The organism is Acinetobacter sp. 778_lipA, from assembly GCF_058242985.1.
This window is the reverse complement of the sequence record NZ_JBZAYT010000001.1, coordinates 2974933-2989754: the sequence shown is the minus strand read 5'-3', so window position 1 is coordinate 2989754 and position 14822 is coordinate 2974933. Positions and strand designations below refer to the sequence as shown.

Below are 14822 nucleotides of genomic sequence, written 5' to 3'. Positions count from 1 at the left end.
ATGAGTGAACAAGAACTTTATCAGAAAATTGGAAAGTTACTTTGGTCGATTATGCCAGAAGAAGCTACCGAAATTTATTTTACAGGAGATATTTACCCAAATAATTATTCAGGGGGAGCAGAGTGGTTATTGAAAAATGGAAATATAGAAACTTTTCCTTTTAAACAACGAGCGTCTGAGGTTGAAGATGAAATATGCCAGTTAATGGCAAAATTAAGATCGCTAGATTCTTTCTCTGAGAAATGGACCAATTACAGAATAACATTAACAGAAGGGGGGGGATTTAATGCAGAATTTGCTTACGTACCTGAAGAAGACCATTGGCCCACATTATATATGAAAAGAGTTAGTGATCTTAAAGAAGAAGAGATAGACGAATACTATATTCCATTAGAAGAGTGGGAAAAGCGAGTAAAGCTGAGAAATCAGAGTAAGTAAAAATTAATTTTTATATGAAGCCTTGAAATTGTACTCAAGGCTTTTTTATAAGATTGGAAATTATTTTGTGTAAGTTCCATATTTCTAAATGGTATGTCCATCATTCACTAAATACGTCTATTAATGTTTCTGCTTTAATTGGCAGAAGTATTTTTTATGCATAAAAAATTAGCCCAGTCAGACATCAGGGCTTTACTTTTTCAAGCTAAGTCCCGCGTAAAAACGACATCAACCATTGTGGCAGCAACAAGAACCTATAGTCAAAATCAGCAAAAACAAGCGGAAGAAGAGAAGAAAAACACTGAACAAACAGCGATAGCAGAACTACAAGCCAAAGGTGGAGAAGATTGGAATAAGTATCAAAACTCAGACAATGAAGCTCAAAAACAAGAACTTCTGAAAAATAATTCACCGAGTTACAAACAAGCTTCAGAAAAAGCCCAAGATTGGGGTATGGGTGGAGATAAGAGTCGAGCAGTCAATGCTGTAACTATGGCTGTTACAGGTGCATTGGGCGGACAAACAGATTTACAAGTTGTTGCGAATACACTTGCACCTTATGCAGCGAATGTGATCGGGAAAGAGTTGGGTCATGGAGAAGACAAAAACAAGACAGCCCAATTAGTAGCGCATGCGATATTGGGAGCGACCCTTGCCTATGTAAATGGAGGTAATCCAGCAGCAGGAGGCAGTGCGGCAGTTGCAAGTGAAGCAGCAGCGGATTATTTGGCTGAACGTTACAATGATGGTAAAACTGCGATCAACCCTAAAACTGGTAAGTTTGAGCCTAATCTTTTACCCGAAGATGTGAAGACTGAAATCCGAGATTTGACGGCAGCGATAGGTGCAGTGGTTGGAGGCACAGTTGGAGATTCAGCGTTTAATGCACAGATAGCGGGTGTGGTCGGGCAGAATGCGGTGGAGAATAATTTATATGCAATTTTGACTCCTGATGGTAAAAAATATGATGGTAAGAAAAACACTGAATATTTAGAGGCTTTAAGAAGTTGTAGTCATGCGCAATGTGTAAATATGGTTTTAACCAATAATGCAAAAGATGCAATGAAAACTGCACCTGAAATATTAATACTCAATGGGTCAAATTACAAAGAGGGAGAAATCATTGGTGCTGGGTTACAATACCTCGTTGTGAAAGAAAATGGAGTTTTAAAGGCAAAATTATTACCACTCAATTACCAAGTGATTAATTCAATTAAAGACCTTGACTCCTCACGGGCCTTAGCGCAAGGAGGAGCATTAACAGCCCCATTGGCAAATTTAGTAAAAGGACTTCATGATTCAACTACAGGTCAATCAATACTGACAAATGAACAGCTAAGTATGGTCGATAGGGCTTTTGCAGCAATGGATGCGGCAGGAAGCTTTGGTATGATTACAGGGGCATTTTTACCTAAAGGAGTGAAAACTACAGGTAGCTCAAAAACAATTCAGGAAAATAATATCTATCGTGATGGAGATTTAAATAATGTTTTAAATGGAAATCCTAATGCAGCAGCCGACATAACCATAAGTCAGAAGAAGAGTATTGATAGTAGTAGTGGGGTAAATAATCCACATTATGATAGTAAACACGGTGCTTATACCTCACTAGAGAAACAATACGAAAGGGCAATGAATGGTACTAATCCTCAAACTGGAACTAGAGGAGCACCAGCTGATGCTTCGAAGTTTTTTAATTCTACAGACATGAAAACAGCAATTGATCAAGCTGAAGCATTGTATATGCAGAACCCTGCAAAATATACTCAACCTAATGGTTCAATTAGTGTAAATATTACATTTAAACGCCCAATAGGAGAGGGATATATAGGTAATACTAGAGCAAATATTAGGTCAAATCAGCCTATTGGTGAATATCGATGGAGTAATACCGCAACAGTAAATATTGATAAAAATACAGGAAAAGCTTTTACTGCATTCCCAAATGTAAAATTGGGAGTTACAAAACCTGATCCTTTAAAACTTCGTTAAAAGTGATATTAGAATGATTGATGTAAGCCCAAAACATATAGAAAGATTAATAGATGGTAGTTGGAATCCAGATACTTTGGAGTATTATCAGCAAGAAGATGAATTTTATAGTTTAGATTTTTCAAATGAAAATGATGTATTTTACGCTATAAAAAAATGGTTATCTGTAAAGTGGCCTTCTACTCAGGCTATGCTTCAGTATAAAGAAGATTTAAGATATTGCATTACTTTAAAAAAATGGGTAACTGGAAATGCTTTTCTAAATAATATTGAAGGCAATACAAGCTTTTTAGAGAATCCTAATATAAAAAGTACATATTGGGCTAGTTGGGATAGTTGGGATAATGAAGAAAAAAATTATTTTAATTTTTTATTAATGTTATGGAGTGAATGGTTTAATGATTCATTTATGCCTGCTGAACTTCAGATATATAGAGAAAGAGTTGATAGAAAATTTATTGAATTTCCTCATATACCGGAACTATGGGGAAAGGCTATTTACAAAGAGTAAAGAGGGTTAGTTAAGTAAAAAAGATAAAATATTAGGGATTGTAAGGGAGTATTGGTTATGGTAAATCAAATGTAAAAGCTCAGCAGGATAATCAATCAACTTATTCACAACAGAACCAGATCAGCGCGGGTGGTAATGTCAATCTCACCAGTACAGCAGGTGATATTCATTTACAGAATACTCAAGTCAAAGCGAAAGAAACAATAAGCTTAGATTCGGCTCAAAATATTCTTTTAGAATCAGGACAAAGCAAAGAAAAGGCGCAGGGGAAAAATAGTAATGCTGGCTTAAGTGTCGGTGTCGGTGCATCGGTAGGGGCACAAACAGGTGCGTATATCTATGCTGAGGCAGGCTATGGTAAAGGCAGTAATCAGCTTGATCGTAATACGCATAGTCAAACAACATTAGAAGCCAATAAAGTGAGTTTGACGAGTAAGGGTGATACAACTTTGGCTGGCGCTAAAGCCACAGCAAATCGTATTGATGCGGATGTCGGTGGCAAGCTCAGTATCATCAGTCAACAAGACCAAGTTGAACAAAAGATAGAACAAAGTGGTGCAGGAGCACGTCTCCAAGCTTCATTGGGTACAGCATGGCAAGCGTCTGGAAATCTATCCAACAGTAGCGCAAACGGTTCATCCAATAGCGTGAATCAGCAAGCAGGCCTATTCGCGGGTGATGGTGGTTACCATGTCAAAGCAGATCAAGTTGATCTCAAAGGTGGTGCAATTGTTTCTACCGCGAAGAAAGAAAATAATGATTTGACTGCAAATCGTTTGACGTTTAGCGATATCAACAATAACAGTAGTTATGATGCGACTTCGGTGAGTTTATCTGGTGGAACACGCTTTGGAGAAGAAACCAAAACAGATAATCAGGGAAATAAATATACCAATAACGTCAATTGGCGAGATAGCACGACTTTTAGCCCAAGCTTACCACAGCATGAATCTGACAAAGACAGTAGTGTCACTCGTTCAACCTTAAGCGAAGGTAATATCACGATTGGAGGTCAAGCAACAACGACTACAGCGTTAGGGATCCATAGTGATGCCAATACAGCACATCGAAGTGTAGACACATTACCAAATCTACAAGAGATTATCGACAAGCAAAAAAACTGTAGCAGATGCGACTTCAACCATTGTGGCAGCAGCACGGACTTATGCGCAAGATCAGATTAAAAATGCAACGGCAGATAAAGAAACGATTGAAAATTCAATCAAAGGGGATTTAAGCGCTGAGGATTTAGCGATTGTAGAAAAAATGAGCCCAGTTGAGCAGGATAGATATTTTTCTCAATATTCAAGTTATTTGGTTGCATCATCTAATGAGAAAGATGTAACTGCAAAATGGGGTATGGGAGGAGATAATAGTCGTGTATTAAATGCAGTTACGTTGGCGATTGTAGGAGCATTAGGTGGACAAACGGATGTTCAAGTTGCAAGCAATGCTTTGGCACCATATGCATCACAGTTAATTGGTCAAACCTTTGGTCATGGTGAAGACAAGAATACCACAGCGCAAATGGTCAGCCATGCGATTTTGGGTGCAACACTTGCCTATGTGAATGGTGGTAATCCAACGGCAGGAGGCAGTGCGGCAGTCGCGAGTGAAGCAGCAGCAACGTATTTTGCGAATAAATATAATGATGGTAAAACAGCAATTAACCCGAACACAGGTAAGTTTGATCCAAACTTATTACCAGAAGGTGTTAAAACTAGCATCCGCGATTTGACAGCTGCAATCGGAGTCGCTGTTGGCGGAACTGTAGGAGATTCAGCATTTAATGCGCAGATAGCAGGTGTGGTTGGGCAAAATGCTGTTGAAAATAATGAGTTTTCAATAATTAGTCAGGGTATTGAAAAGAAATTAGCTGAAAATAAAAAGAAAGATGAAGCTCAGCCTAAATTTAGCTGTCCAAAAGGTCAGAGTTGCATTATTCCAATACCTGAAAAAACTATGGGTGAGAAGGCGATTGGAATTATAAACGATTTGACAGTTCGTCAATTAGCAGCAGCTTTAGGTGCTGAATATGATCCACTTACAAAGGAATATTTTTCACCTAGAGAAATAAAAGAATCTAAAGCAGCAATGTTAGGTTTAGGTTTCTCTAGAACATTATCAGGCCCAATAAAATTGACTGAAGAAGTCATTATTGCTTTAGAATCAAAAATAGGTAAAGTTGCAACGCAGAAACTTCTAGCATTACCAGCTCCTAAATCTAGTAAATTAGTGAATATGCAACACATGGATTCACATGAAATTCAACAGGCTCAGAGTATTATTGATTTGAAAGGTGGTGTTTTTGAAGGTACTCCTACAGCTAGATATCCTGCCATTGATGGTTGGCTCGATGGTATACCTGTTCAACTTAAAACAGTTACTGGAAATGGTTTAACTGCTATAAAGCGAAATATATTAAAAGCAGATACTGCTTTGAAAAAAGAAGGATATCATCAAGCAGAAATGTATATTGATGCTGTCCAAACAGGGATTACCCGAAAACAGTTAAATGATTTTATAAAACCAGGAACACCTATCAGTAATATCTTAAATGAAGGTGCTGTAAAATCAGTTTCAATTAACACAAAAGATGGTTGGTTAATTATTAATAGATCTACTTTTAATAAGTAAAAAAGGGTGTTTTATGATTTCGTACTCGATTCCATGTAAAAATAATCTTTCATCTAATTTTTTGTTTAATTTTATTAAAAATGAATTGGAACAAAACAATATTTCAGATGTTAAGTTAATTTTTGATGAAGATCAGAAAAAAATATATATAGATACTTTAAAGGCGAGAGTTTGGGTTGATATTTATAATATTGAAACAACTTTAAGTGACTTAAAGGATACAGTATTAGGTGAGTCAATAATTTTAAGTTGCTTTCCTGATAAAAATGAAGATGATGTACTATATTGTTATATGTATGATGTTAGTTCAAAAAGTAGAGATCCCGAAACAATAAAAATTATGAATAAATTAGCTTATGTATTATCTAAAAGTGAAAATAGTTTCATATTTGATGATAATGGAATTTTAGTAGCTAATAAAGGAATATATCTTCCTGATGAAATTATAAAATTTACTAAATAGTCCTATTGCAAAGGGGTCAACGGCTTTGTTGTATAGGTACGTAAGCTATTGATTTTAATAAATTTAAATTTGGATTAAAATTTAATCAAATTTTTTAAAATCATATAGTTATGAGACCTTTATGCAAAGAAACCGTCACATTTTAATAAAAACGGATGCAATCGTGAAGGAAACACAAAGATTATTAGTAAGCCAAGGGAATGCAATGCACCAACTTGTGGTCATAACTCTTGTGTGATGGTATTTGATACTTTAGGAAAAAAAGGTGGATGTTAATGAATTGATAAAACAGATACCTCCATCTGATAGTGGAATTTTCTATAAAGATGTATTTAGACTACTCACAAGTAATGGAGTTGAGAATTTAGCATTATCAGGTAGGACAATTTCAGACATTGAAAGATAAATAAATAAGGGAACTCCAATTATAGTTAGAATTTCTAATGGAAAAATTGGTGAAGACTCATTTTCTCATTTTGTGGTAGTTGATGGTATTACTGAAAAAGCTGGCCAGAAAGTAGTTGTAATTCGAGATCCACATAATGTTTCATACTATACCCCCATTGCAAGTTTTAAAAAATATTTCACAGGTGAAACTGTTATTCCAAGGAATTATAAATAAATGTTAAGTGTTAAGGTACAGTTCGAAAATAATTTGTATACAAAGATACTATTGGAAACTAGAGATAATCCTTGCTTGTGCAAAATTTATGAAAATTTTGAAATAATCTTTTTTGAATCTATTCCAGAAATGACAGGGATAGTAAATGAATGGAATATTAAAGATATTGATGAGCGAGTTCCAGCAGGTGTTGGCGGAAAATATATACATCATAAACATGGTTTAATAACGATTAGTCATCAAATTGGTGATATCTATATTATTGAATCTCTTAAAATGTTTGTAAGAGGAGAAGGATGGATTAATATCATTGAAAATAGAGAATATGCTGAGCTTATTGAAGAAGAAGAGCCTGATTGGTTAAAAAATTTATAAGTAATAATGGGACTGTAAATTAAATGTAGTAGAGCTCTTAAATTATTTTGTGTAAGTTAATTTTTAGGTTTTTTTGATTATTAATAAATGGATTGATGATTCTGCCTCAAAGGTAGGCGCATTAATTTTATGCTATTTATTTTTTATGCAGCACAAAACTTAGCCAAGTCAGACATCAGAGCTTTACATTTTTCAAGATAAGTCCGACGTAAATAAGTGACTTCAACCATTGTGGCGGCGACAAGAACCTATAGTCAAAATCAGCAAAAACAAGCGGAACAAGAGAAGAAAAACACTGAACAAACAGCGATAGCAGAACTACAAGCCAAAGGTGGAGAAGATTGGAATAAGTATCAAAACTCAAACAATGAAGCTGAAAAACAAGAACTTCTGAAAAATAATTCACCAAGTTACAAACAAGCTTCAGAAACAGCCCAAGATTGGGGTATGGGTGGAGATAAGAGTCGAGCAGTCAATGCGGTAGCTATGGCAGTTACAGGAGCATTGGGCGGTCAAACAGATTTACAAGTTGCAGCCAATACCCTATCTTTTACCAGAAGATGTAAAGACTCAAATTCGAGATCTGACTGCAGCGATAGGAGCAGGGGTTGGTGGAACAGTTGGAGATTCAGCATTTAATGCGCAGCTTGCTGGTGTTGTTGGGCAGAATGCTGTTGAAAATAATGAGTTTTCAATAATTAGTCAGGGTACTGAAAAGAAATTAACTGAAAATAAAAAGAAAGATGAAGCTCAGCCTAAATTTAGCTGTCCAAAAGGTCAAGATTGTATTTTTCCAATTCCTGAAAAAAGTATGGGTGAGAAGGCTATTGGAATCATAAACGATTTGACAGTTCGTCAATTAGCAGCAGCTTTAGGTGCTGAATATGATCCACTTGCAAAGGAGTATTTTTCACCTAGAGAAATAAAAGAAACTAAAGCAGCAATGTTAGGTTTAGGTTTTTCCAAAACTTTATCTAAACCAATTAAATTAACAGAAATATTAATTGTTGCGATAGAAACAAAATATGGAGCGATTGTAAGAAGAGAAATCTTTAAAAGCAAGAGTAATGACACAGAAGGAGTTTGAAAATGAGTATAGAAAATAACAATAAATATCAGAGTTTGATGAACTCTATATTTGAAGGATATGTTGAAATAGCAATTATTGTTTCGGAAGGGAGTCATTATTTTATAGTTGATGATAAAGAGAATTTTGTAATAGATATTAAGCCGTTTTACGACTTATATTTGGAGAAGGGGATATTTAATAAGGAAAGTTACTTGTGCGCTTTGAAAAATTTTAGAGGGGGCGCCTCTAAACTAAATAGTGAAAATTTGCCTTTATATTTGTCTAGCTTGCCTAGAAATAATATTAAATCATTAGATTGGATGATTGGTTTTTTTATTCATGAAATAGATGAAAGTGACTTGGAAAATTTATATAAATATGTGGAAAGTTACCTTATGTCTAGTAGGGGGGATATAAATAATGATAAGTGGTCTTTGTTAGAATGTAGGCTGCCAAAATTTTATTTGAATCTTGATCGTAAATTATTTTTTCACACAGATTGGCAGCGTAATTTTGAAGAAAATCTACCTGAGGATTGGAGTGGTAAAGCTTCTAATCAATTTTGGTCATTAATTCCAGATAAATATCAATATTGGATTGTTAATGGAATGAATTTTTGGAAATTATATGGTTGATTATATGTGATTTTTTATAAAATTCATAATTGTTAATAGAGTAAGGTTGGGTTTATTCAACCGCGAACCAAAGCCAAGTTTATGCAGGTGGAAAAACCAATATTGTTGTCACAGGTGCAGGAGACAAATCCAATATTAATATCATTGGCTCAGATGTTATTGGAATGAAAGGCACTCATTTGAATGAAAGGCACTCATTTGAATGATGCTGCACTAAATACTTGGACAGGAAAAATTGCTCAAAGACATGGTTATACAAAAGTTGAAGAAATTGAAAGCAGTGGAGGAGTAACATATGTCATATTCGGAAAATAGTGAATCTTTTAATGAAATATTAAGTGGTAAAAGGCCAAGTGAAGTATTCAATTCATTTCTTTTAGAGAATAATATTTTAGATAAATATGACTTAGCAGATATGTTTTTAGCTCATTTTACAATGTTAGACAGCAAAGTTTTACCATTAATATGGAATTGGAGAAGTATAAAATCAATAAGAGGAATAAGTGATGAACAGTTTGATGAGCTAATTATTGAAAATATGAAGAATTCTGGTTATGAACTCCCTTAAAATACTATTTTTTTTAATGGATTGTTAAAATTCTGAATTTTGATCTGCTCAACTGTATTAATTGCGTTCAGAAAAAAATAGATGATTATACTTGGCATCACAATCCTCAATCTTCACCCAACACTATGCAATTAGTCCCAGATGAATTTCATTCAAACAAAGCAGTTCCTCATTCAGGTCAAAATTCATTAAAAGATGGTAAATAGTGGAGTAACTTATGGAAATTCGTAGAGATAATGGTAAAAATTCACTAAATGAAATTCAGCGAGTCCAAGATGAATTAGGTTATTTTTTTCCGAAAAATTATATTGATCTTATAAAGAATCATGATGCAGTGAGATTAGAGGAAAATATATTTAATTTTACCAATATTTACAATAATGTTGATGAAAGAGACTTAAATTTTTTAAGTTTTAAATCTGATCATTTGGATGGTGATATTTTAAGCAATCAGGATAATGTAAATGATCTTGAAAATTATGGTATAAAAGATCTAGTTGTTTTTGGAATATGTGCAAATGGAGACTATATTTGTTTTGATTATCGAGAGGACTCTCAAACTTCAAACCCTAAAATAGTATTAGTTTATCATGATGATTTTGTGGATTTTGAAGATGGAACAAGTTCTATGGTTGTTAATAATGTTGCCAATGATTTTGATGATTTTTTAAATTTGTTACATGAGTAGTAGATATTAATAAAAAGGGCTGGTATTTTTTAGCAGCCCTCATATTTGGCTAGATAAAGGGATCAAATTATAAAAATTAATATAAATATATTTGAAAAATAAAAATGAATAATAAAAATTATGTTTATGCAAAATGATACTAGCTCATTAAGACCTAATAGCTTAAGATTAACATTTAAAGTTTATGGGGGTGAGTTTGAGCAAGTCTTTAAAATGGAGCAGGTGGTGGAAAATAATGCAAATGCAATTTGAAATATTGAATGAGATATGTAAGACTTTTTATGAAAATTTGATCAAATTTGATCAAATTATATATATATATAAATTCAACCCCGAGGAAAATTGGGTTGGAACTCAACTAACTACATTTTTAAATGAGGAAAAATTTTCTTCAGGTTTATCAGATGAAATAAAAGATAGCATTAGCAATCTTTGTCAAAAACTTCATGATGAAATGGAATCACATACAGGCGGTGATTGGAGAAAGTTTATATTAACTATAGATGAGCAAGGTAAAGCGAAAACGCAGTTTATTTATGAAATACAATCATGTATGGATGAATTTAATGATTAATGTTAAAAACCTCTAAAATTTGAATTGCACCCTGAAAGTTGGACACTTATAGTCTAATTTGGAGGGTATTTTTTTAAGAGTAAATTTTCGGAAATTAAGTGGATAGATTTAGAATTTGGTAAATATTAAAATCCAGAGTTATAAATTGCACCATTTCATAGTCGAGGTTTAGCAATTTTTGATGATGTTGTGATATTTAAAACTAAGCTAGATGAGAAAAAAATTATATAGGACAAATGATTCAAGCATCAAAAGATATGTGGAATGTAATTAAAGATGATCCCTGATTATACTTGGTATCATAATAGTCAGTCAGCGCCGAATAATATGCAATTAGTTCCAAACTCTATTCATTCGAATAAGGCTGTTCCTCGTTCGGGGCAAAATTCTTTATCAAGTGGTAATTATTAAGATAGGTAAATAAGATGCGAGTTTATGATGATAACGGACAACTATCCTTAGATATAATACATGAAGTTGAGAGTAGTTTAGGATATAACTTTCCGATGAGTTATATTAATTTAATAAAAGATCATGATGCTTTAGCCCCAGTTGAAAATGTTTTTTATTTTTAAAATATTTATAAAAAGAAGATGAGCGAGATTTAAATTTTTTAAGTTTTAAAACTGATCGGTTGGATTGGTTTTTATTTTAAGTTATTAAAAAATAATTTTATGTCAGACAGTTTTAGACAGTATGAAGCGCTTCCGCCAAATATTTAAAAATCCCTTGTTGATACAAGGGATTTTTTTAATTTATTCAGAAATTTGTCTAAAAGAGATGAGGTAATTGTGTGATTCATCGAGATCGTTTTAATCTGGCGATTTCTAAATCTATTTCATAATTTGTATTTTGAATACGTTCATTTTTTAGTATCTAATCTCCAATACTACAACCAGAATATACAATACGACAAGGCTGTAAATTTTCACTTAAACAAAACACTAATGCACCTTTTTTAGCACCATCCTCTGAAAAATCAAGTAAAATTTTTGATTTTTGACCATCATTAATTGGATCAGCTATAGCAACACAGCGATTAGAATAAGTTTTAGATACTTCACATTTTTGTCCGCCATCCTGTTGACACGCTTTTAATGCTTTTGCTTGTGCCTCATCTTTAGATTTAAAATTTCTTGTAAAACCAATTGGACGCCCTTTTAAGCCTTTACTTTTATCCTCTGCAATCGCACCCCATAATGTTTCAATCTGAGGATACAACGTTGGATTTTGATTTGTATATCCACCACTTCCTCCGCCTGAAATAGGTGCGCAACCTTGAACACCTTGTCCACCTATAGGATAATAGCCTGAAGGACAATTCCCTTCAGCATGTGCATTCTCAATAGTTAAATAAATGATAAGAATAAAGAAAATGGATAAATAAAAAAACTGATTATTTGTCAATATCATTCTTTAAGCCCTTTTAAAATCAGAAATTAATGATAAAAATACTATGAATTTTTTTGTATGAGTTTTATATTTTAAAATAATACTAGGTTCTCTTGTGTTTTTAAATGTCAGTGTATTCTCGGTAGAAAGTATAGTAGCTAAAATTTTTAGTTCCGTCTTTTAATGCAATAATTTAGCGAATTGATGTGGCATTAAAATGAACATTGGCTTTCTTTTTTATAGAAAAAACAAATCGTTCGGAAAACCCCCATTTTGAGTTGATTGAATGAGTAGAACACCAAAGTACTTATACTGTGATCATATGCTGCAGATTGTTTTATAAAAGCTCATATAGTTTTGGCTGACTAAAATATCATTTTCATGTCACTTTAAAGTTTGGCAAATTATTTTATTGTAAAAGTGAACAAACTTAATCTGAGAGAAACTCATGAGAAATGTACTTAGTCGAAGTGTAAAAGCTTTAATCTGTATGGGTGCTTTAATGACCACAGTTCAAACATGGGCACATGAGGATGAAGACAAAGTATTGACTAGAACAGTCGATGAACAGCCAATAGACAAAAAACAAAAGAAATGTGAAAAAAATTGTAAAACAAACAATGATCCTAAAACTCAAACAAATAACTCAACGCAACATCAGCATGGAAACGCTTCAGAAATGTCACAAATGGATCATTCAAAAATGACCAATATGCCTTCTTCGATGAGGGATATGAATCATTCAAATATGGAGATGCCAAACAAAACAAATAAGTAATTCTTTGAGAAAAATCATGAGTCTTTTTGACTCAACACATTTCATTGTGATCTCCAAAAGCTCATCAAAAGATGAGCTTTTTAAAACATAAAATTTGTGTATGAACTATGCTTATTTTAAAAATGTCATCGCTTAGACACGATATTTGAGTATATTAGAAGAAATTTTCACAAAATAAATGTGTATGCCTGTTCAAGAAACGACTTCTCCACGTATTCCCAAATATATTGCCATTCGAGATGCTATTGCCCATGAGATTGAGTCTGGGCAATGGAGTGCCAATACCAAACTCGCTTCAGAGCGTGTGTTGATGGAACAATTTGCTACTACACGTGTCGCAGTTCGAGAAGCATTATTGGCTTTGGAAATGGATGGTCTGATTTATCGTTTAGATCGCCGTGGTTGGTTTGTTCGTGCGCCACGAATTATTTACCGGCCGCAATCGACTAAAAGTTTTAACCAATATGTGACTGAGCAAGGGGGTGTACCAAGTACGGAATTGATTTCTGCGGAATTGCTGCAAGCGACCTCTTGGGATGCAGCACATTTAAAAATTTCGGTGGGTGATGATATTTATTCGATGTGGCGACGTCGTAGTATCAATGGTCGTCCTGCGGTAGTTGAACATTTACGTATCAATGCAAGTTTATTTCCTCAATTCTTAGAACAACAATTAGAAGGTTCTATTACGACTCTGATGGCAGAGCATTATCAACGGCAATTGACCCGAGCGCATATTAATCTTTATCCAACGGTATTGTCAGAACAACAAGCCAAAGCTTTGCATGTCAATGTTGGTAGTATGGGGTTATATATTTGCCGTACCAACTGCGATCAAAATGGAGTGATTACCGATGTTGACCAAGAATATTGGTTACATGATGTACTCGATTTACATTTTGAAGCGTCATAATATAGAATTAAAATAATTAATCTGGTTTAAACCAGATTAATTAAATTGTCATAAACTTTTGTTGAAATACAGGCTATCAAGAAGCAGCATTCGTTAGGAATGTCATAATGAGCCCGTATCTGAAACAGCAGCAAAAAAAGCTCCTCGCCATGGGCACAAGTATTCTCTTTGCTTGTGTCAGCACAGCATGCACCACGTCTTCAACCTCGAATGATGTTGAGCAAATCACAGTCTATACCGCGGTTGAAGCGGATCAATTAAAGCGTTATCAATGGGAATTACGCAAAGTACATCCTGAATTAAAAGTAAAATGGGTGCGTGATTCGACAGGTGTGATCACCGCAAAATTATTAGCAGAACAAAAGAATCCACAAGCCGATGTAGTGATGGGACTTGCTTTGACCAGTTTATTGGTCATGGAAAAAAAAGACTTATTGCAACCGTATCGTCCGAAGCATATCGAACAACTTAAAACTGATTTTTATAGCCAAAACGACATTCCAACATGGACAGGCATGACTGCTTGGGAGTCAGCTGTTTGTGTCAATACTGTTGAATTGGAAAAGAAAAAACTTCCGATTCCGCAAACATGGCAAGACCTGACTAAACCAATTTATAAAGGGTTAATCGTGATGCCAAATCCGGCATCGAGTGGCACAGGCTATTTGGATGTGACTGCATGGATACAAATTTTTGGTGAAAAACAAGCTTGGCAATATATGCAGGCACTCGATAAAAACATTTCTCAGTATGTACATTCAGGCTCGAAGCCTTGCAAGATGGCGGCTCAAGGTGAAACGGTCATCGGTATTTCGTTTGGTTATCCGGGCTTTAAGCTGAAATCACGTGGTGCACCTTTAGAAATTGTCTATCCGAAAGAGGGGCTAGGTTGGGAAATGGAAGCCTCAGCCATTGTCAAAGGTACGAAAAAACTCAGCAGTGCAGAGAAGTTTATTGATTGGAGTGTTAGCCAAGCTGCCAATGAAGCTTATGCACAAAACTTTTCAATGGTGGCACATCAAAATGTTCATAGCAAAAACCAAGACTTCCCAAAAAATCTCGCGCAGCAATTGGTGAAGAATGATTTTTATTGGGCAGCTGAACAGCGTGAATCAATTCTAAAACAATGGTCAGCAAAATTTGAAAAGTAATTGAATCATATACACA

18 protein-coding genes and 2 pseudogenes are annotated in these 14822 nt (G+C 34.3%); 19 read left to right on the top strand and 1 reads right to left on the bottom strand.

Annotated elements, in window-relative coordinates; genetic code table 11:
• The 16 genes and pseudogenes from AC4CUY_RS14295 to AC4CUY_RS14220 all read left to right on the top strand — a co-directional run bounded on the left by AC4CUY_RS14295 (window position 1) and on the right by AC4CUY_RS14220 (window position 10983).
• Window positions 1–438 (top strand): immunity protein YezG family protein, encoded by a 438-nt coding sequence (locus AC4CUY_RS14295; RefSeq protein ID WP_336951629.1) that lies wholly within the window; start codon window positions 1–3, stop codon window positions 436–438.
• A gap of 156 nt (window positions 439–594) precedes the next feature.
• On the top strand, window positions 595–2430 hold the full coding sequence (locus AC4CUY_RS14290; protein ID WP_490774312.1) for a VENN motif pre-toxin domain-containing protein: 1836 nt from the start codon (window positions 595–597) through the stop codon (window positions 2428–2430).
• 13 nt (window positions 2431–2443) lie between these two features.
• Window positions 2444–2941, top strand: a complete 498-nt coding sequence (locus tag AC4CUY_RS14285; protein WP_490774311.1) for a hypothetical protein — start codon at window positions 2444–2446, stop codon at window positions 2939–2941.
• 53 nt (window positions 2942–2994) lie between these two features.
• A pseudogene (locus tag AC4CUY_RS14280) lies at window positions 2995–4786 on the top strand (hemagglutinin repeat-containing protein); the annotation flags it as partial.
• A gap of 805 nt (window positions 4787–5591) precedes the next feature.
• Complete coding sequence (locus tag AC4CUY_RS14275) at window positions 5592–6041, top strand: hypothetical protein (protein ID WP_490774310.1); 450 nt, start codon at window positions 5592–5594, stop codon at window positions 6039–6041.
• Window positions 6042–6447: 406 nt separating this feature from the next.
• On the top strand, window positions 6448–6663 hold the full coding sequence (locus tag AC4CUY_RS14270; RefSeq protein ID WP_490774671.1) for a C39 family peptidase: 216 nt from the start codon (window positions 6448–6450) through the stop codon (window positions 6661–6663).
• Complete coding sequence (locus tag AC4CUY_RS14265) at window positions 6664–7038, top strand: hypothetical protein (protein ID WP_490774309.1); 375 nt, start codon at window positions 6664–6666, stop codon at window positions 7036–7038.
• Window positions 7039–7254: 216 nt separating this feature from the next.
• Window positions 7255–7677 carry a hypothetical protein gene (locus AC4CUY_RS14260; RefSeq protein WP_490774308.1) on the top strand — a complete coding sequence of 141 codons (423 nt, stop codon included), beginning with the start codon at window positions 7255–7257 and terminating at the stop codon, window positions 7675–7677.
• Complete coding sequence (locus AC4CUY_RS14255) at window positions 7568–8125, top strand: VENN motif pre-toxin domain-containing protein (RefSeq protein WP_490774307.1); 558 nt, start codon at window positions 7568–7570, stop codon at window positions 8123–8125. The genes AC4CUY_RS14260 and AC4CUY_RS14255 overlap by 110 nt, the downstream gene beginning before the upstream one ends.
• A 2-nt stretch (window positions 8126–8127) precedes the next feature.
• Window positions 8128–8742: a hypothetical protein gene (locus AC4CUY_RS14250; RefSeq protein ID WP_336951623.1), complete on the top strand. Its 615-nt coding sequence runs from the start codon at window positions 8128–8130 to the stop codon at window positions 8740–8742.
• 56 nt (window positions 8743–8798) lie between these two features.
• Window positions 8799–8924, top strand: a pseudogene (locus AC4CUY_RS14245) (hypothetical protein); the annotation flags it as partial.
• Between the two features lie 113 nt (window positions 8925–9037).
• Window positions 9038–9310 carry a hypothetical protein gene (locus AC4CUY_RS14240; RefSeq protein ID WP_005032613.1) on the top strand — a complete coding sequence of 91 codons (273 nt, stop codon included), beginning with the start codon at window positions 9038–9040 and terminating at the stop codon, window positions 9308–9310.
• A 20-nt stretch (window positions 9311–9330) separates the two neighbouring features.
• Window positions 9331–9516, top strand: coding sequence for an HNH endonuclease (locus AC4CUY_RS14235; protein WP_490774670.1), 186 nt, complete (start codon window positions 9331–9333; stop codon window positions 9514–9516).
• An 11-nt stretch (window positions 9517–9527) separates the two neighbouring features.
• Window positions 9528–9998 (top strand): SMI1/KNR4 family protein, encoded by a 471-nt coding sequence (locus AC4CUY_RS14230; protein WP_490774306.1) that lies wholly within the window; start codon window positions 9528–9530, stop codon window positions 9996–9998.
• A gap of 235 nt (window positions 9999–10233) precedes the next feature.
• On the top strand, window positions 10234–10572 hold the full coding sequence (locus AC4CUY_RS14225; protein WP_490774305.1) for a hypothetical protein: 339 nt from the start codon (window positions 10234–10236) through the stop codon (window positions 10570–10572).
• Window positions 10573–10848: 276 nt separating this feature from the next.
• Complete coding sequence (locus tag AC4CUY_RS14220; protein WP_490774304.1) at window positions 10849–10983, top strand: HNH endonuclease; 135 nt, start codon at window positions 10849–10851, stop codon at window positions 10981–10983.
• A gap of 465 nt (window positions 10984–11448) precedes the next feature.
• On the opposite strand, the gene AC4CUY_RS14215 is transcribed toward AC4CUY_RS14220, so the two are convergent.
• Complete coding sequence (locus AC4CUY_RS14215; RefSeq protein ID WP_336951620.1) at window positions 11449–11985, bottom strand: DUF4189 domain-containing protein; 537 nt, start codon at window positions 11983–11985, stop codon at window positions 11449–11451.
• Between the two features lie 481 nt (window positions 11986–12466).
• Here AC4CUY_RS14215 and AC4CUY_RS14210 point away from each other — a divergent pair, with 481 nt between their 5' ends.
• From AC4CUY_RS14210 to AC4CUY_RS14200, 3 genes are all read left to right on the top strand, one after another.
• Window positions 12467–12742 (top strand): hypothetical protein, encoded by a 276-nt coding sequence (locus tag AC4CUY_RS14210; RefSeq protein ID WP_419328575.1) that lies wholly within the window; start codon window positions 12467–12469, stop codon window positions 12740–12742.
• A 178-nt stretch (window positions 12743–12920) separates the two neighbouring features.
• Complete coding sequence (locus AC4CUY_RS14205) at window positions 12921–13655, top strand: UTRA domain-containing protein (RefSeq protein WP_410549091.1); 735 nt, start codon at window positions 12921–12923, stop codon at window positions 13653–13655.
• 149 nt (window positions 13656–13804) lie between these two features.
• Window positions 13805–14806: a putative 2-aminoethylphosphonate ABC transporter substrate-binding protein gene (locus tag AC4CUY_RS14200; RefSeq protein WP_419328621.1), complete on the top strand. Its 1002-nt coding sequence runs from the start codon at window positions 13805–13807 to the stop codon at window positions 14804–14806.
• Window positions 14807–14822: the final 16 nt, after the last annotated feature.

Coding starts and splice junctions, on each gene's coding strand:
- AC4CUY_RS14295 (WP_336951629.1), top strand. CDS start 1: ATGAGTGAACAAGAACTTTATCAGAAAATTGGAAAGTTACTTTGGTCG.
- AC4CUY_RS14290 (WP_490774312.1), top strand. CDS start 595: ATGCATAAAAAATTAGCCCAGTCAGACATCAGGGCTTTACTTTTTCAA.
- AC4CUY_RS14285 (WP_490774311.1), top strand. CDS start 2,444: ATGATTGATGTAAGCCCAAAACATATAGAAAGATTAATAGATGGTAGT.
- AC4CUY_RS14275 (WP_490774310.1), top strand. CDS start 5,592: ATGATTTCGTACTCGATTCCATGTAAAAATAATCTTTCATCTAATTTT.
- AC4CUY_RS14265 (WP_490774309.1), top strand. CDS start 6,664: ATGTTAAGTGTTAAGGTACAGTTCGAAAATAATTTGTATACAAAGATA.
- AC4CUY_RS14250 (WP_336951623.1), top strand. CDS start 8,128: ATGAGTATAGAAAATAACAATAAATATCAGAGTTTGATGAACTCTATA.
- AC4CUY_RS14240 (WP_005032613.1), top strand. CDS start 9,038: ATGTCATATTCGGAAAATAGTGAATCTTTTAATGAAATATTAAGTGGT.
- AC4CUY_RS14230 (WP_490774306.1), top strand. CDS start 9,528: ATGGAAATTCGTAGAGATAATGGTAAAAATTCACTAAATGAAATTCAG.
- AC4CUY_RS14225 (WP_490774305.1), top strand. CDS start 10,234: ATGCAAATGCAATTTGAAATATTGAATGAGATATGTAAGACTTTTTAT.
- AC4CUY_RS14220 (WP_490774304.1), top strand. CDS start 10,849: ATGATCCCTGATTATACTTGGTATCATAATAGTCAGTCAGCGCCGAAT.
- AC4CUY_RS14215 (WP_336951620.1), bottom strand. CDS start 11,985: ATGATATTGACAAATAATCAGTTTTTTTATTTATCCATTTTCTTTATT.
- AC4CUY_RS14210 (WP_419328575.1), top strand. CDS start 12,467: ATGACCACAGTTCAAACATGGGCACATGAGGATGAAGACAAAGTATTG.
- AC4CUY_RS14205 (WP_410549091.1), top strand. CDS start 12,921: ATGTGTATGCCTGTTCAAGAAACGACTTCTCCACGTATTCCCAAATAT.
- AC4CUY_RS14200 (WP_419328621.1), top strand. CDS start 13,805: ATGGGCACAAGTATTCTCTTTGCTTGTGTCAGCACAGCATGCACCACG.